The 16799-nt window shown below is 67.9% G+C and carries 16 protein-coding genes and 1 pseudogene; 14 read left to right on the forward strand and 3 right to left on the reverse strand.

Annotated elements, in window-relative coordinates:
* Positions 1-22: 22 nt before the first annotated feature.
* The 4 genes from ASG86_RS10535 to ASG86_RS10550 all read left to right on the forward strand — a co-directional run bounded on the left by ASG86_RS10535 (position 23) and on the right by ASG86_RS10550 (position 4936).
* Positions 23-766: an SGNH/GDSL hydrolase family protein gene (locus ASG86_RS10535; protein ID WP_056333580.1), complete on the forward strand. Its 744-nt coding sequence runs from the start codon at positions 23-25 to the stop codon at positions 764-766.
* 113 nt (positions 767-879) lie between these two features.
* Entirely contained in the window at positions 880-2268 is a 1389-nt protein-coding gene (locus tag ASG86_RS10540) for a sigma 54-interacting transcriptional regulator (protein ID WP_056333584.1), read from the forward strand.
* A gap of 14 nt (positions 2269-2282) precedes the next feature.
* Positions 2283-4283, forward strand: a complete 2001-nt coding sequence (locus ASG86_RS10545) for a vWA domain-containing protein (protein WP_056333587.1) — start codon at positions 2283-2285, stop codon at positions 4281-4283.
* 35 nt (positions 4284-4318) lie between these two features.
* Entirely contained in the window at positions 4319-4936 is a 618-nt protein-coding gene (locus ASG86_RS10550; RefSeq protein WP_442854299.1) for a dihydrofolate reductase family protein, read from the forward strand.
* A 17-nt stretch (positions 4937-4953) separates the two neighbouring features.
* Here the strand turns inward: ASG86_RS10550 and ASG86_RS10555 are convergent, their stop codons facing one another.
* On the reverse strand, positions 4954-6276 hold the full coding sequence (locus ASG86_RS10555) for a BNR-4 repeat-containing protein (protein ID WP_056333590.1): 1323 nt from the start codon (positions 6274-6276) through the stop codon (positions 4954-4956).
* A gap of 226 nt (positions 6277-6502) precedes the next feature.
* On the opposite strand from ASG86_RS10555, the gene ASG86_RS10560 reads away from it, so the two are divergent.
* From ASG86_RS10560 to ASG86_RS20775, 6 genes are all read left to right on the forward strand, one after another.
* Positions 6503-7459 (forward strand): 5'-3' exonuclease, encoded by a 957-nt coding sequence (locus ASG86_RS10560; RefSeq protein ID WP_056333592.1) that lies wholly within the window; start codon positions 6503-6505, stop codon positions 7457-7459.
* Positions 7460-7647: 188 nt separating this feature from the next.
* Positions 7648-8163 carry a flavin reductase family protein gene (locus ASG86_RS10565; protein ID WP_056333594.1) on the forward strand — a complete coding sequence of 172 codons (516 nt, stop codon included), beginning with the start codon at positions 7648-7650 and terminating at the stop codon, positions 8161-8163.
* A gap of 259 nt (positions 8164-8422) precedes the next feature.
* Entirely contained in the window at positions 8423-8725 is a 303-nt protein-coding gene (locus ASG86_RS10575; protein WP_056333599.1) for a hypothetical protein, read from the forward strand.
* 13 nt (positions 8726-8738) lie between these two features.
* Complete coding sequence (locus tag ASG86_RS10580) at positions 8739-9332, forward strand: hypothetical protein (RefSeq protein WP_235565160.1); 594 nt, start codon at positions 8739-8741, stop codon at positions 9330-9332.
* Between the two features lie 42 nt (positions 9333-9374).
* Positions 9375-11996, forward strand: coding sequence for an ATP-dependent helicase HrpB (hrpB, locus tag ASG86_RS10585; protein ID WP_056333605.1), 2622 nt, complete (start codon positions 9375-9377; stop codon positions 11994-11996).
* Between the two features lie 144 nt (positions 11997-12140).
* Positions 12141-12287: a hypothetical protein gene (locus tag ASG86_RS20775; RefSeq protein WP_200946243.1), complete on the forward strand. Its 147-nt coding sequence runs from the start codon at positions 12141-12143 to the stop codon at positions 12285-12287.
* Here ASG86_RS20775 and ASG86_RS10590 read toward each other — a convergent pair.
* Positions 12284-12971: pseudogene (locus tag ASG86_RS10590) on the reverse strand (alpha/beta hydrolase family protein). The gene ASG86_RS20775 and the pseudogene ASG86_RS10590 overlap by 4 nt on opposite strands.
* An 88-nt stretch (positions 12972-13059) precedes the next feature.
* Here ASG86_RS10590 and ligD point away from each other — a divergent pair.
* On the forward strand, positions 13060-14082 hold the full coding sequence (ligD, locus tag ASG86_RS10595) for a non-homologous end-joining DNA ligase (RefSeq protein WP_200946245.1): 1023 nt from the start codon (positions 13060-13062) through the stop codon (positions 14080-14082).
* A gap of 162 nt (positions 14083-14244) precedes the next feature.
* Here ligD and ASG86_RS10600 read toward each other — a convergent pair whose 3' ends face one another.
* On the reverse strand, positions 14245-14865 hold the full coding sequence (locus ASG86_RS10600; protein ID WP_056333608.1) for an L-threonylcarbamoyladenylate synthase: 621 nt from the start codon (positions 14863-14865) through the stop codon (positions 14245-14247).
* 176 nt (positions 14866-15041) lie between these two features.
* Here ASG86_RS10600 and ASG86_RS10605 point away from each other — a divergent pair, with 176 nt between their 5' ends.
* The 3 genes from ASG86_RS10605 (at position 15042) to ASG86_RS10615 (ending at position 16786) form a co-directional block, all read left to right on the forward strand.
* Positions 15042-15473 carry a VOC family protein gene (locus tag ASG86_RS10605; RefSeq protein ID WP_056333611.1) on the forward strand — a complete coding sequence of 144 codons (432 nt, stop codon included), beginning with the start codon at positions 15042-15044 and terminating at the stop codon, positions 15471-15473.
* A 102-nt stretch (positions 15474-15575) separates the two neighbouring features.
* The gene (locus tag ASG86_RS10610; protein WP_056333614.1) at positions 15576-16262 is read left to right on the forward strand and encodes a hypothetical protein; all 687 of its coding nucleotides are present in this window, start codon (positions 15576-15578) and stop codon (positions 16260-16262) included.
* 17 nt (positions 16263-16279) lie between these two features.
* Complete coding sequence (locus ASG86_RS10615) at positions 16280-16786, forward strand: HAD domain-containing protein (protein WP_056333617.1); 507 nt, start codon at positions 16280-16282, stop codon at positions 16784-16786.
* Positions 16787-16799 lie beyond the last annotated feature (13 nt).

Genomic DNA, 16799 nt, shown 5'->3' on the forward strand with positions numbered 1-16799 from the left:
CGTGCAGGCAGGAGGTGGACCGATGCATCACGGCGTGCTGCCGCAGGGCCATCCCGTGCACCGGCTTCCCCGCCGGGTAATAGCTGCGGGTGCGGTTGGCCTGGTCCTGGCCGTAACGTCAGGGAGTACCGCCCAGACACAGCCACCGGTCACAGCCGCACCTCCGGTCCGCGTTGTGGTTGTGGGGGACTCGCTGAGCACCGGCCACGGCACGTCGCCCCAGCAGGCGTGGCCGGCGTTACTGCGCAAAGACCCGCTGGGCGCCGGCCTGGAGGTGGTTAATGCCGCCGAGAACGGCAGCGGTTACCTCAGCACCGGTGACCTTGACGGTACTTTCGGCACCGAGGTTGAAAGCTTCGTGACCCCGGATACCGGCATCGTCGTCTTTTTCGGGTCGGAGAATGACCTGGGCCATGCGCCCGCAGATATTGGTGACGCCGCCTTGGCGGCGATGGACCGTGCGGAAGCCTTGGCGCCGGCAGCGAAGCTCATTGTGGTGGGCCCGCCGTCGTACTCTGAAACCCCCGATCCCGCCCTGGTGGACATCAGCGACCAGCTCAGGGCCGCTGCCCGGCAGGCGGGCGGTGAGTTCGTGGACCCCATCGCCGAGGGCTGGATCAGCGATGATTTTGACGATCTCATCGGCCCGGACGGCGACCACCCCACCGTGCTGGGACAGCACTACCTGCTGGAGCACATCGGCGCCCACCTTGAACAGGCGGCCCCTGCGGCGGCCGCCGCGCAGGGACATCCCGACGCCCAGTGAGGGTGCCGGTGCCCGCTGGTTGGACCCAACCCATCCGGACCGGAATAATCGCCGAACAGAGGAATCTGGAGGAATCTCTCGATTAGCCGCAGGGCGGGGCTTACCGTAGAGGGGTGACTGACCGCCCCGATATTTTTACCGTTGGTGAACTGCGTGCCGCAGGGTATGTCCACAAGGACCTGCGCCACGAAATCCGCCACAATCTGCTCGCCGCCCTGGCCGCGGGGCGGGACCCCTGGCCCGGTTTGTTCGGCTTCAGCCGGACTGTGATCCCGCAGCTCGAGCGGGCCCTCATCGCCGGACACGACATCGTCCTGCTTGGTGAGCGGGGACAGGGCAAGACCCGCCTGCTGCGGACCCTGGCCGGGCTGCTGGATGAGTGGTCTCCCGTCATCGAGGGCTCTGAGCTGAACGAGCACCCCTTCGAACCGATGACCGAACAGTCACGTGCCCGGGTCCTGACCGAGGGCGACCGGCTGCGCATCGCCTGGCGGCACCGGTCCGAGCGATACGTGGAAAAGCTGGCCACGCCGGACACGTCGGTGGCCGACCTGGTGGGCGACGTCGATCCGATGCGGGTGGCCGAGGGCCGCCGCCTGGGAGATCCCGAGACCATCCACTACGGGCTCATTCCCCGCTCCAACCGCGGCATCATCGCCATCAACGAGCTCCCGGACCTTGCCGAGCGCATCCAGGTGGCGATGCTCAACGTCATGGAGGAACGGGACATCCAGATCCGCGGCTACGTGCTGCGGCTGCCGTTGGACGTGCTGGTTGTCGCGTCCGCGAACCCGGAGGACTACACCAACCGCGGCCGCATCATCACGCCGCTGAAGGACCGCTTTGGTGCGGAGATCCGGACCCACTACCCGATCGAACTGGAGGACGAGGTCTCCGTCATCCTGCAGGAGGGCCGGCTGGTGGCGGACGTCCCGCCCTTCATCCTGGAGATCCTGGCCCGCTACACCCGCGCGCTGCGGCAGTCCCCGGCCATCAACCAGACTTCCGGCGTTTCCGCCCGATTCGCCATCGCCGGGGCTGAGACGGTGGCCGCCGCTGCGCTGCGCCGGGCAAGCCTGCGGGGCGAGGAGCAGGCGGTGGCCCGGATTATCGACCTCGAGCCGGCCGTGGAAGTCCTGACGGGCAAAATCGAGTTCGAATCGGGCGAGGAAGGACGCGAACAGGGCGTCCTCGACCACCTCCTGCGCACCGCCACCGCCGAAGCTGTCAGGGCGCACTTCCAGGGCCTGGACATGGGCCCGCTCGTGGCCGCCCTCGACGGGCACCGGACCGTCACCACCGGGGAACAGGTGACCGCGCAGGAGTTCCTGGGCAACCTCCCGTCCCTGAACGGCTCGGGCCTCTACGACGAAATTGGGCGGCGCCTGGGCGCCACAAATGACGGACAGCTCGCAGCCGCCGTCGAACTGGCGCTCGAAGGCCTGTACCTCGGCCGTCGGATCTCCAAGGAATCCGACGACGAGGAAACCATTTACGGCTAGCCTCAGGAGGCACCATGGCCATCCACAAGCGGTCCGCCAGGTACGGCCGGTACACCGGCGGCCCGGACCCGCTGGCCCCGCCGGTTGACCTGGCCGAGGCGCTTGACGCCGTCGCCGAAGACGTGATGGCAGGCTACTCGCCGCGCCATGCCCTCCAGGAGTTCCTGCGGCGCGGCGGGCGGGACCGCGACGGGCTGGACGACCTCGCCCGGCGCGTCCAGGAGCGGCGGCGTGACCTGCTCAGCCGCCACCGGCTGGACGGCACCCTGGATGAAGTGAAGAAACTCCTGGACACCGCCGTGCTGGAGGAACGCAAGCAGCTGGCCCGGGACGCCATGATGGATGACACGGACCGCGCCTTCCGGGAGATGCAGCTGCAGAACCTCCCGCCCTCCACGGCGGCGGCCGTCAACGAGCTTGCGTCCTACGACTGGCAGTCGCAAACCGCGAGGGAAGCGTACGACCGGATCAAGGACCTGCTGGGCCGGGAGGTCCTTGAACAGCGTTTCGCCGGCATGAAGCAGGCGCTGGAGAGCGCCACCGATGAGGACCGCGAAGCAGTGAACGCGATGCTTCGGGACCTCAATGAGCTGCTGGGCAAACACCGGCGGGGCGAAGACACGGACGCCGACTTCCAGGAGTTCATGGCCAGGCATGGCCAGTACTTTCCGGAGAATCCGCAATCCGTGGAGGAATTGGTGGATGCCCTGGCCCAGCGCGCCGCGGCGGCCCAGCGGCTCCTGCAGTCCATGTCCCCTGAGCAGCGTGACGAGCTGATGCGGTTGTCCGCCCAGGCATTCGGCTCGCCGGAACTGATGGCGCAGCTCAGTGAGCTGGACGCCACCCTGCAGGCACTGCGTCCCGGCGAGGACTGGACGGGATCGGAACGCTTCGAAGGGAAGGAGGGCCTGGGGCTGGGTGACGGGACCGGTGTGCTGCAGGACATCGCCGAGCTCGACGAACTGTCCGAGCAACTCTCCCAGTCCTACAACGGCTCCCGGCTTGATGACCTGGACCTCGATGCCCTGGCACGCCAGCTCGGTGAAAACGCCGCCGTGAGCGCCCGTACCCTCGCCGAAATCGAGCGCGCCATGCAGGACGGCGGCTACCTGCGCCGCGGCACCGATGGCGACCTGCGGCTGTCTCCGCAGGCCATGCGGCGGCTGGGGAAATCACTGCTCCGGGATACCGCAAGGCAGCTCTCCGGGCGGCAGGGAAACCGGGACACCAGAATGGCGGGGGCCGCCGGGGAACAGACGGGCTCAAGCCGGCAGTGGGAGTTCGGTGACCGCGAGCCCTGGGACGTCACCCGCACCATGACCAACGCCATCCGGCGCATCATGGCCGACGGCGGTGACCCGGGCCGCGGACTGCGCCTCGCCGTCGGCGACATCGAAGTGGCGGAGACGGAGGCACGCACGCAGGCGGCGGTTGCCCTGCTGGTGGACGTGTCCTTCTCCATGGCTGCCGAGGGGCGGTGGGTTCCGATGAAGCGGACCGCGCTCGCACTGCACCACCTGGTCTCCACACGCTTCCGCGGCGACCGGCTGCAGCTGATCACCTTCGGCCGCTACGCGCAGTCCATGGACATCGCCGAACTCACTGCCCTGCCGGCGCTCCGCGAGCAGGGCACCAACCTGCACCATGGTTTGCTGCTGGCGGGCCGTTTCTTCCGAAGCCATCCATCCATGCAGCCCGTCCTGCTGGTAGTCACCGATGGCGAGCCCACCGCGCACCTGTTGCCGGATGGGGACTCCTGGTTCAACTGGCCGCCGGATGCGGAGACCATCCGTGCCACCATTGCCGAACTGGACCGCCTGGGCCGGTCCGGTGTCCAGACCACATTCTTCCGGCTGGGCAACGACCCCGGCCTGGAGCGGTTCATCCAGCGGATGGCGCGGCGGGTGGACGGCCGGGTGGTGGCGCCGGAGGTGGGCGACCTTGGGGCAGCCGTGGTGGGGGAGTACCTGCGTGCGCACGTCCGCAGCGCCTACGCCGACGGCGACTGGTTCTGACCGGTCCCTTGCCGGGCGCCAGGGCCGGGAATAGCATGGGCGCCATGAGCCAGCTGATGGTGGACCTGATCATCACCCTGGACGGCTTCGCGTCCGGTGAGGGGTGGCCGGGCTGGTGGGGCCTTGAGGGTCCGGAATACCTGGCCTGGCTCCAGCAGGAGGCCGGGAAGGACTATACGTTCCTGCTGGGGGCGAACACCTACCGCCTCATGTCAGGGATGTCAGAGGACGCTGCCGCCGGAGGCACAGGATACTCGCAGGACGAAAGCTCCACCTTGACAGGCCTTGCCGCCGTTCCCAAGGTGGTGTTCTCCTCCACCCTGAAAGCACCCCTCCGGTGGCCGAACTCCGAACTGGTTGCCGGGGACGCGGTCCAGGCCGTCAGGCAGATGAAACAGACCCATCCCGGGCCCTTGAGTACACTCGGCAGCCTCAGCCTCTGCCGTTCCCTGGTCGCAGCAAACCTCGTGGACCGGTTCCGCCTGGTGGTCTTCCCCCTGATCACCGGGCGCACGGGACGCGAACGGATCTACGACGGCTACCCGGACGTCGCCCTGGATCTGGTGGACAGCAGGATCTTCGACGGACGCCTCCAGCTGCTCGAGTACATTCCCCGCGTGATAGACCGCCCGCCGCTCGGCGAGCAGCCCTGACACCGGGTGGTGACTGCTCAGCGCAGCACCACCACTTCCGTTTCATACGCCTGGGACGAACGCATGATGCCCCGGAACCAGCAGACGGCGTGGACGGAAGAGTCCCCCGGCGGAACGATGGGGCGGAGGTTGTCCACCGCTGAGTTCGCCGTTATTGCCTCCCACTCCCACGACGCGCCTTCATCCCGGGTGCAGCCGCGGTAGATTTCGTAATGTGCCGTGGTGCTGCCGGTCCGGGGATCCACCGGAGTGGAAATGTACACCCGGTCCAAATCGTAGGGGTCCACCGCCCCCAGCCCGGTGTAGTCCTGCTCGTGGGGGAGCAGGCCGGGCCCCGCGACGGCGAGATGGTTCAGCCGCCAGCGCGTTCCGTCGAAGCGCGCGTACAGCAGGCGGTGATCATCGACGTCGAGCATCTGCTCGCGTTCAAGGGCGCCGTTGACGTCGTTGGCCCGGCAACTGATGATCGCGGCCAGGTGTCCATCCCGCCCCCGCAGGTCAACCGTCCAGCCGTGGGTGAGGACGTCCCCGTCCAGTTCGGTGCCGGCTTCGAAGATGGTGGTCAGGGAGGCCTGGTCGACGCCGGGTGAGCCAATCAGCGGCTTGCCCACCACCCGCCCTTCGGCGTCGTGCAGCGCATTGTCCCGGATGTAGCCGTGATAAATGCTGTTGTTGTAGTCACGCGGGTGGTGGTCGGTGGTGATGAGGTCAATGCGGTCGGTGCCGTTGCCGTAGTAGCGGGTGTAGCCGTTGACATAGCCCACTTTGGGCCGGCTGAAGAGCTTGCCGCCGAAACTCCAGGTACTGCCGCCGTCCCCGGAGACCATCAGGGTGGGATCGTCGTTGATGGCCCGGACAAAGTTGTACACGCGCGACTCCGCGTTCAGCCGGTGCAGGTTGGAATACGTTGCGCCGCGCCCTGCGGCCAGCTCCGTCCAGTCGAAGCGCTCCTCGGGGCCCCATTCGGAGGCGTCGTGGGGCCGGACGGAGATCCGCCAGCGGGAGTAGTTGTCAGTCTTGTGCCTGGCGTACATAGCAAGGTAGCGGCCGTCCGGCCTGACCAGCAGCGCCGGGGCATCATGGTCGTCAGGCTCCAGCCTGTGGTGCAGGACGTGGACTGTGCTGCTCCCGGAGGCCAGGTCCAGGACGGCGACTTCAATGTTGCCGCCGCGGCGCTCGCCGTCCGGGCCCTCCGGAGCGGCTACGGAACCCACCAACAGCGTCTTGTTGACGGGGTCCACCAGGGCCCGCTCGTCCTGGAACCAGCACCACGCGCCGTTGTCGTTGATGGTTTCCGGCGAGCCATGCCCGAATTCCCTGCCTTCGATACTGGATGTCATCCCGTTATCGTTACGTACGGGCTTCGGAGGGTCAACGACAACACGGCGGTCGATCGCGGTCGGTCAGCAACCCGATCATGGGGATGTGCCAGGGGCAGTCTGCAGGACCTTAATAGAGGCCGGCCGCGGCCTGCCGGGGCTGGAAGTCACCATGCGGTCCTTCCAGCCGCCACGGCGCCGGGTCCGGCTGCTGCCCCGCCGGCCATTTCCATGTCAGGATCAAGGTATGCCCCAGCGCCTCATGCTGCTCGACACTGCCTCCCTGTACTTCCGCGCCTTCTACGGCCTGCCGGACACCATCCGCCGTCCCGACGGCACCCCGGTCAACGCCGTCCGCGGGTTGCTGGACATGATCGCCCGGCTCAGCACCGACTACCATGCCACCCACCTGGTGGCCTGCTGGGACGATGACTGGCGTCCGCAATGGCGGGTGGACTTGCTCCCCACCTACAAAGCCCACCGTGTGGACGAAGCAGTTCCGGGCGGGACCGACGTCGAAGTGGTGCCCGAGGGCCTCCAGGCCCAGCTGCCCATGATCCGCCGCGTACTGGAGTTGGCCGGGATCGCCATTGTGGGCGCGGCGCACCACGAGGCCGACGACGTCGTAGGCACCTACGCGAGCCATGCCGGCTTCCCGGTGGACGTGGTTACAGGCGACCGCGACCTGTTCCAGGTATGCGACGACGAGCGGGCCGTCCGGGTGATCTACACCGCCCGCGGCATGAAGAACCTCGAAGTCATCACGGAAGAAACGGTGGTGGCCAAGTACAAGGTCCTGCCCCAGCAGTACGCAGACTATGCCACCCTCCGGGGAGACGCCTCCGACGGCTTGCCCGGCGTGGCCGGGATCGGAGAGAAGACGGCCGCGTCCCTGCTGCTGAAATATGGAACCCTCGAACGCCTGCTGGCCGCCGCGGAGGAGCCGGGCACGGGCGTATCCGCGCCTGTCCGGGCCAAACTCTCAGCAGCCGCCGCCTACCTGGAAGCAGCCCCCGCCGTCGTCCGGCTGGTGCGTAACCTGGAGCTGCCCACCCTTGAAGAAGCGGGCGCCCGCCTGCAGCCCGTGACGGGGGACCGGCGGGCGGAACTGGAGCAGCTGGCCGCCGACTGGAACCTGGGCGGCTCGGTCCGCCGCCTGCTCGCCGCCCTGGACCTGCAGCAGCAGCCTGCGGGGCCGTCCTGATCACCGGACACCTCATTCTGTTGCGTCAAACAACGACAATCCCGCCCCGCACAGCGGGGCGCCCATGACGCCGAAAGTACGGGCGTGACAATTCGTTGCGTCCCGGGTCGGCACATTTCAGGCGGCTTGAAGGAGTTGAATCGCTGATGGTTTGGTGAGGTAACGATCCAGATGAGAGGCCACTTTCCATGTCAGTCACTTCAGATCTTGCTCCGCGCCGGCTTCGGGATATTTTTGGAACATTTGCCAGCGGCTTGACGGTCATTACGGCGACCACTGCGGACGGGCCCGCCGGCTTCACCTGCCAGTCCTTCGCGTCCCTGTCGCTGGAGCCGGCGCTGGTCACGTTCAGCCCGGCCCGCACATCAACCACCTGGCCCGCGCTGCGAAGGGCAGGCTCGTTTACCGTGAACATCCTCCCGGCGGAACACCAGCACCTGGCGGGGCAGTTCGCCCGTTCTGGCACGGATAAGTTCGCGGGCGTCAGCCATGCCCGCTCACCGCTGGGGAATCCCGTGCTGGATGACGCGCTCGCCTGGATCGACTGCGAGCTCCATGAAGAGTACGACGGCGGCGACCACACCATCGTGGTGGCAGCGGTACGCCACCTCGATGCCCGGAACGACGCGGAGCCGCTGGTGTTCTTCAAAGGCGGGTACGCCGGCCTCCGCCCGGCGGAACGCCTGCTCGAAGCGGCAGGCTGAGCCGGAACAGGAGAAGCCGGTCATTGCGGATCGCTTCCTCAACGGAGTCGTCGGTTCCAATGGTGACCGGCTTGCCTTCGGCCAGGTTGCCGGCCTTGGCACTGCGCGGGTCGCCGCCTTCGGCCACGCACTTCACCACGATGTGGCGGTCCGTCAGCAGCCCGGAATTCGTCGAACGCTTGCCTTGGGCCCGTCAAGTAGTAAGCTTGCTGAGCATTACTAGTAAGCTTGCTGATTAAATGGGATTGGAGCAGGAGCTATGGGCGCAATTTTCGGGACGGCCCTGTCACTGATGCTGACCGTTGGGGGCGCTGCGGTGGCGGCGGACCGGGGCGTGGGAGCGGCACAGCACCATCTCGCCGGCCACGTCCTCCTGGGTGTGGGCATCGGCCTGCTAATCGCCACCGCCCTGCGAACCGGCCTTCGGCTTCTCCTGGCCCGGCCCGCCTCGCCTGCGCGGACCGCTCCCGTGGCACCCCCGGAAGCTGAGTACGCTCCTGTGACTGTTCTCCCTGTCCGGACTGCCCGCACCGCCCCGCTGCGGGGCCGGCATGCCGCTTAAGGTGCAGCCACCAATGGAACAAGTGCAGCCCGTGGCGGCCGGCGCGGCGCAGTCCGTGCCGCAGGGCCGTCCGGGAGCCCGCGCGCTGATCGTCCTGTGCTGCGCCCTTGTTGCGGCTGCGCTGGTTGGGGGTGCAGCCGGCATCCGTTCGGGCGATGCTGACGAAAACGTCCTGCGGGGTTTCCAGATCCGGGTGCTGAGCATCAGCCAGGCCGCGGCCGAGAACAGGATGGACGGGGCGCTGGCCGCCCTGCATGCCCTCGAGAAGGACCTGGGGGATGCGGCAGCCAATGGCCGGCTCTCCGCGTCGCGGTACCGCAGCATCGAGAACGCACTGTCGGCCGTCCGGACTGATCTGGCTACACAGGTCGCGGCAGCCTCCGCGGCGGCGCCCCCTGTCGCAGCGCCCGACGCCGTCACGCCCGTCCCTGCCCTCGCCGGCACCGGGCAGGACCAGGTTGCTCCCGTGGAACCGGCCGTCCCTGCCGTCGCGCCGGCGCCGGCCGCCCCCGCGCCCGGAGAGTCCGCCCCGGAAGCTCCGGGCCAGGAGCGGGCGGAGGCTGCGAAGGAAGCCAAAGGCAAGGGCAAGGGTCCGGGCAAGTCCTGACCACAGCAATGGACAACGTCCCGGTCAGGGCAGAATGGACGGATGATTTCTCCTGACGTCCGCCCCGGTGCCGGCGCCTTTGACCTTGGCGCCATCGGAGCCGGACTTGCCTTCGAAGGATCCCTTTCCGTACTGCGGAACGCGCTGGAAAGCGCTGGTTCGCCGGGCGCGGCCGTGGTGCAGGCACCGCCGGGGACGGGCAAAACCACGCTCGTTCCGCCGTTGCTGGCCAATCTTTACGGCCGGCGGGGCCGGGTGGTGGTCACCCAGCCGCGGCGGGTTGCCGCCCGTGCCGCCGCCCGGCGCCTCTCAACACTCGATGGCAGCCGGCCGCCAGGGCGCGTGGGGTACACGGTTCGCGGGGAACGCCAGGCCGGCCCGGACACCCTGATCGAATTTGTCACCCCGGGGATCCTGTTGCGCCGCCTGCTGGCAGACCCCGGGCTGGAAGGCACTTCCGCCGTCGTCCTGGATGAGGTGCACGAGCGCGGCCTGGAAACGGACCTTCTGCTCGGCATGATTGCGGAGGTTCGTGCGCTGCGGGGTGACCTCGCCGTCGTCGCCATGTCCGCAACCTTGGACGCACCCCGGTTCGCCGCCCTGCTGGGGGAAGCCGACGGCGGCGGCCCCGCACCCGTCGTCGACTGCCCTTCCGTAAACCATCCGCTGGAAGTGCAATGCTTGCCGGCGCCCACCCCGCGGCTGGATGCAAGGGGTGTGGCGCGCGCCTTCCTGGACCACGTCGCCGCCACCGCCGCGGACGCCCATGTCCATGCTCTTGCTGCCGACAGGTCCGTGGACGCACTCGTGTTCCTGCCGGGTGCCAGGGAGGTTTCCCAGGTTGCAGCCACGCTGCGCAGTCGGGTGGGCAGCCAGGTGGACGTGCTGGAACTTCACGGCCAGGTGGGCCCGGCGGAGCAGGACAGGGCAGTGTCGGGGCGCGGTCCCGGGGCTCTTCCGCGGATCATCGTCTCCACGGATCTTGCCGAGTCTTCCCTCACAGTGCCCGGCGTCCGGCTGGTCATCGACTCCGGTCTGGCCCGGGAACCGCGGCGGGACGCCGGCCGGGGCATGAGCGGATTGGTTACCGTCTCCTGCTCACGGGCCTCCGCAGACCAGCGCGCAGGGCGCGCCGCGCGGCAGGGTCCGGGAACCGTGGTGCGCTGCTATTCCCCGCAGGCCTATGGAGCGGCTCCCGCTCACGTAACGCCGGAAATCAACGTGGCGGACCTGACCGGCGCCGCCCTGGTCCTCGCCTGCTGGGGCGCACCCGGTGGGAACGGGATCGCCTTGCCAGACCCGCCGCCGCGCCAGGCCATGGACGACGCAGTGGAGGTGCTCCGGGAGCTGGGCGCCGTCACCGATGCAGGCTTGGTGACGGCAGCTGGCCGGGCCCTCGCCCGCATCCCCGCCGATCCGCGGCTTGCAAGAGCTTTGCTCGACGGCGGCACCGCCACCGGCCACCAGTTTGCTGCCGACGTGGTGGCCGCACTGTCCGGGGACCACCGGGCGCCCGGAGCGGACCTGCCCCGCCTTCTGGCCCAGCTCCGTGGCGACACAGGCGCGGCGGGAAAGCGGTGGGCGGAGGAGTCGAGACGGCTGGCCGCACTGGCACGGCGGCAACAGGACGGCGCGGCGGCAGTTCCCGCCCTTCCCGCCACTGGAGGCGATGCTGTTGGGGCCGTCGTCGCCCTCGCCTTTCCTGACCGCGTGGCCCGCCGTGCCCCCGGCAGCGACGGCGCGGAACAGTACCTGCTGTCCTCCGGGACCAGGGCAGGCCTGCCGGTGGGCAGCACCCTGTCAGGCCATGAGTGGATCGCCGTGGCCGACGTAACCCGGGCGGAAGGCAGGGACGCGGCCGGCACCGGCGCCGTCATCCGTGCCGCCGCCCCCATTTCCCTTGGCATTGCCGAAACGGCGGCATCGCATCTGCTGACTGATACCGTGGACGCGGGATTCACTGGAGGCCGGCTCAGCGCGCGCAGGACCAGGCGGCTGGGATCGATCGTGCTTTCCACCACACCAGTGCGGCCCAGCGCTGGACAGGGCAGGAGGGCGGTGGCGGCTGCGCTGCAGTCCGGCGGACTTGCAGTCTTGTCATGGTCGACGGCGGCGGCGTCCTTCCGGCGCCGCCTCGCCTTCCTGCACCGGGAGTTGGGAGCGCCTTGGCCTGATGTGTCGGACGTGGTGCTGCTGGACCGGCTGGAAGAGTGGCTGGGACCCGAGCTGGGGGACCTTGCCGCCGGGAAACCGGTCACCTCGGTTGACCTGGCGCACCCTTTGCACCGGCTGCTGCCCTGGCCCGAGGCTGGGCGGCTGGACGAGCTTGCGCCGGAGAACCTTAAGGTCCCCAGCGGTTCCCGGGTCAGGATCGACTATCCGGAACCAGGGGACGACGCCGCAGCGCCCGTGGTTGCGGTGAAACTGCAGGAGTGCTTCGGGCTGGCTGAGTCCCCAAAACTGGTGGGCGGCCGTGTTCCGGTCCTGTTCCACCTGCTGTCCCCGGCGCGCCGGCCCCTCGCCGTGACGGATGACCTGACCTCGTTCTGGTCCGGCCCGTACACGCAGGTGCGTGCGGAAATGCGGGGCCGCTACCCCAGGCATCCGTGGCCGGAGGACCCTTTGTCGGCCCCCGCCACGGCACGCACCAAGCAGCGCAAATAGGCGTTCTTCCCAGTGGCTGGACCCGGGAGTGAAAAGTCCGATACACGGCCGAAACGTCCTGTCGACGTGCTGAAACATCGCTGGCCTAGGCTCATTCCCACGCGGACGACGCAGTCCGCATCCACCTACGGAAGGACGTACGCCATGTTTCTCTTGAACAGCCTCAACCTCCTGCTGGACGGGCACCGCAGCGACGCCGCTGCTTTCCGCACCAGCGATACGGGCTCATTTCCGGAAGGCCGGCTCACCTCGGCTGCCTGGGAAGGCTGGTGGCACGAGGACGCTGCCTAGCGACTCGATGCCTGCGCTGCGATGAACACTGCCACGGGGGCTGCCAGGGACGCACCCACCTCATCGGCGTCCCGCTTCTTCCCCGCCACCGCGAACGAGTGGTCACCACCCTCCACCCACTGCAGCACGGCGTTGGGCCCGATCCGGGCCACGACGTCCGCCAGGATGCCGGGCGTTGCAAAGGTGTCGCGGGTTCCCTGCAGGAACAGCATCGGTGTAGTGATTCCGTACAGGTGCTCATCACGCAGCTTTTCCGGCTTTCCGGGGGCATGCAGGGGGTAGCCCAGATACACCAGGCCGGAGGCCTCCATTCCGTCGGCGACAGCCATGGACGCCATCCTGCCGCCGAACGACTTGCCCGCCGCCCAGACCGGGCCGCTGTCACCGTTCGCATCGGCCCCGGGCGCGGGCCGTATCCATGGCAGCCCGCCAGGCGGCGATGGCGGCCGGAGGGCGGTCAGGGAATTTCCGCCCTGCCTCACGGTACGGAAAGTTGAAGCGGAGCGTGGCCAGTCCCAGGCCGTTCAGGGCATCAGTGAATCCGCGGAGGAACGGATGATCCATCCCTGCACCCGCACCGTGTGCCACCACCACAGTGGCGGTGGGATCTGCGGGGCGGGCATACGCGGCGGAAAAGGTGGTGTCACCAACGGTGACGGTGAACTGCTGATCGGCTGCGGGCATGGAACCATCATGCCGGAGTCCTGCCTGGTCCGCGGGAGTCAGGCATGATGTTCCGGTTCCTGCCCGTGGCTGGGTGTACGTTGTCCCCATGGCGAGCGAACAGACCACCATCACAGTGCAGGGTCCCAACGGGCCGCGTGACATGCGCATTTCCAGTCCCAGCCGCGTCCTCTGGCCGGACCTGGGCCTTACCAAGCTGGACCTGGTCAACTACATCTGCGACGTGGGGGACGCGTTCATCGCCGCCAACGGGGACCGGCCCGTGTCGCTGCAGAGGTTCTCCGGCACCATCGAGGGTGAGCAGTTCTTCTCCAAGAATCCGCCCAAGGGCACGCCGGATTTCATCCGCTCCGTTAAGGTCGTCTACCCCAGCGCACGGTCACACCCGCAATTGGTGTTCGACGAGCCTGCTGCAGCCGTCTGGGCCGCGCAGATGAACACCGTGGTGTTCCACCCCTGGCCGTCCCGGGCGGAAAACACGGACAACCCGGACCAGCTGCGCATCGATCTTGACCCGCAGCCGGGAACCGACTTCGACGACGCCGTCCCCGCCGCGCTGGTGCTTAAGGATGTCCTGGCCGAGGCGGGTCTGGCCTGCTTCATCAAGACCTCCGGAAACCGCGGACTCCATGTCTATGCACCCATCGAAGCAACGCGCGAGTTCCTCGACGTCCGGCATGCAGTGATCGCGGCGGCAAGGGAAGTGGAGCGCCGCATCCCGGACAAGGTGACCACAGCATGGTGGAAGGAAGAACGCGGCCGGCGGGTGTTCCTGGACTTCAACCAGGCCAACCGCGACCGCACCATCGCCGGCGCCTACAGCCCCCGCGCGCTGCCTCACGCTCCCGTGTCCTGCCCCATCACGTGGGAGGAGCTGGAGAACGCCGATCCAAAGAACTTCACCATCCTGACGGTTCCCGAACGCTTGAAGACCGTGGGGGACCCCTGGGCGGATTTCAGCGCCCATCCGGGCACCATCGACACCCTGCTGGAGTGGTGGGACCGCGACTGCAAAGCCGGCCTGGGGGAAATGCCTTTTCCACCGGACTACCCGAAGATGCCGGGCGAGCCGCCCCGGGTCCAGCCCAGCCGGGCCCGCAAACAGGACTGAACCTAACAGGACTGAGCCAAGCAGGACTCACCATTGCGCCCCAACAAGGGGCACTTTGGCGCGGACACGCCGGCCGTCGTCGTGATTCCCGACGGCGGCCGGCCGCAAAGTGCCCCGTGACGGCCAGCCGGGGCCCGGACCCGGACAGGGCAGGCGGGCGGGCTATTCGAAGCGGGACGGATCGCCCATGCCGCGCCGGACAACCTCGGCCACCCCGCTGGAGAAGTCGACCACGGTGGTGGGCTCGGCGCCGCAGTCTCCGGCATCGATCACGGCGTCCACCTGGTGGTCCAGCCGCTCCTTGATCTCCCAGCCAACAGTCAGCGGCTCTTCCTCATCCGGCAGCAGCAGCGTGCTGGACAGCAGCGGCTCGCCCAGTTCGGCCAGGAGCGCCTGGACAACGCGGTTGTCAGGAATCCGCACTCCGACAGTCTTTTTCTTCGGGTGGAGAAGGCGCTTGGGAACCTCCCTGGTGGCAGGCAGGATGAAGGTATAGCTGCCCGGAGTAACGGCCTTGATGCTGCGGAAGACATCATTGCCGATGTTCACGAACTGGCCCAGCTGCGCGAAATCCCGGCAGACCAGGGTGAAGTGGTGCTTGTCGTCCAGGTGCCGGATGCTCCTGATCCGGTCCAGGGCCTCCCGGTTGCCCATCTGCGCTCCTAACGCGTAGCAGGAATCCGTGGGGTAGGCGATCAGGCCGCCGTCCCGGATGATGTTCACCGCCTGCGAGATGGCGCGCGGCTGGGGGTCCTGGGGATGAACGTCAAAGAATCTGGCCATGTCCCCGAGCCTACGTTCCCGCGCGCCCCGCCGCACCATATGCCCACGGCAGGCGTCCTGAAATACGGGGTGAACAGGGGAGACTTCCCCTACCGGGTTGCCGCGGGATGGGGCAGGATGTTGTCTGCCCACGTTCCGGCCGGCGCAGTTCCGGCCCCTGTGAAGGAGAGCTCCCCATGCCAACGATCCTCAACCCCTACATCAGTTTCAGGGACAATGCCCGTGAGGCAATGAACTTCTACCAGTCGGTGTTCGGCGGCGAGCTGACACTCAGTACTTTTGGCGACTTCCAGGCCAGCGAGGATCCGGCGGAAGCGGAAAAGATCATGCACGGCATGCTGACCACCACCCAGGGCCTGGTGATCATGGGCGCTGACACCCCCGACAGCATGGAGTACCACCCGGGTTCCGCAATTTCCATCTCCGTTAGCGGTGATGACGAGGTGGAGCTGCGCGGCTACTACGAAAAGTTGACCGCTGATGGGGGAGCGGTGACTGTCCCCATGGAACAGTCACCGTGGGGTGACGTCTTTGGCATGTGCACCGACCGGTACGGCGTCGCGTGGCTGGTCAACGTCAACGCGGCCCAGCCCGCGCCGGCACCTTGAGCGGCGAGGGGCCTGCGGCTTGGCAGGGCCCTGCCTCCCGGCCGCCCGCCTGGATCTGCGCTTTGCCTTGAGGCCGGGCCTCCGGGCTGGGAGGATTAATGCGTGAGGCCCCTTATGGAGTTCCTGTCCGACAAATGGTGGATGGTGTTCCCACTGATGGCGCTGGCCGGCCGCTGGGCGGGCGGCTGGCGGCGCGGCGCCGAACGCAGGTACCGGCGCAGGGCTGAACTGGACAACCTCCGGAACCAGGCACGAGAAGCCGAAAGGGCATCGGTGGCCGAGGTGCAGTCACTGATGGACACCCACGACGCCAGCAACCGGCGATGGCTTGATTATGAGCTCGACGTGGGCAAGCTCATCGATTTTCCCATGATGACGGACGTGCGGGAACCGCTCACGGTGGCCTTCCTGCGCGCCAAACGGGAAGCCGACGGGCAACGCCCCCCTTCCGCCGAACACCTGACATCGCTGTCCGGCCTGGACGCATACCGGCAGGCGGTCAACAACTTCGCGGTGGCCCTGGACGTGGCCGAGCGTGAAGCCAGGCGAATCAGGGACAGCACGTTCAGCGGACCCGAACGCGAACGGCTGGCCACTGCGCGGAAACTCCTGATGATTGCGGAGAACCACGCGGCTACCCCGGCCGAACGGCAGGCAGCCTACAAGCGGGCACGCCGCGAACTGGACGGGCTCATCGTCCTGCCGGACGCCACCGTTGCGGCCCTTGAGGAAAAAATAGCCCCGCAACTGGGTGCCGGCTCCAGGCCGCCGCAGTTCCACCAGGGCTGAAGCCTTTTAGGTGCAGCGTGGGGCGGACGCTTTATCTGGATGTCGACGGCGTGGTCTGTCCATTCGGCCCGGGCGGAACCACCGGCTGGGGGTCCGCCTGGCAGCACGCCGACGCTGGACTGCTGCCCGTGACTTTCGCCGCCGAACTCGTGGCCGGGCTCAACTCCCTTGCCCTGACGCCCGGGCTGCGTTGTGTCTGGCTTACCAGCTGGGAGGAGCTGGCGCCCCAATACCTTTGCCCCGCCGTCGGAATTAAAGGCAGCAGCTGGCCATACCTTGCCGCGGACGGGGCGGCCGGCGGGACCGGCTGGTGGAAGCTCCGGGCCATCCAGGAGGACGTCGAAAATACCGGGCCCGACGCCGTCGCATGGGTGGACGACCAGCTGGGCTTCGAGGCTGAAGCACAATCATGGGCGCGTTTCCTGGGCAGGCGCATCCTCACGGTGTCACCGCATCCGCGCCAGGGAATCACGCCCGCAGAACTGGGCCTGCTCCGCTCTTTCCTGTCCCGGTCCGTGTTTTGACCTCATGCCCGGG

Source organism: Arthrobacter sp. Soil764 (assembly GCF_001428075.1).
Lineage (GTDB): Bacteria > Actinomycetota > Actinomycetes > Actinomycetales > Micrococcaceae > Arthrobacter.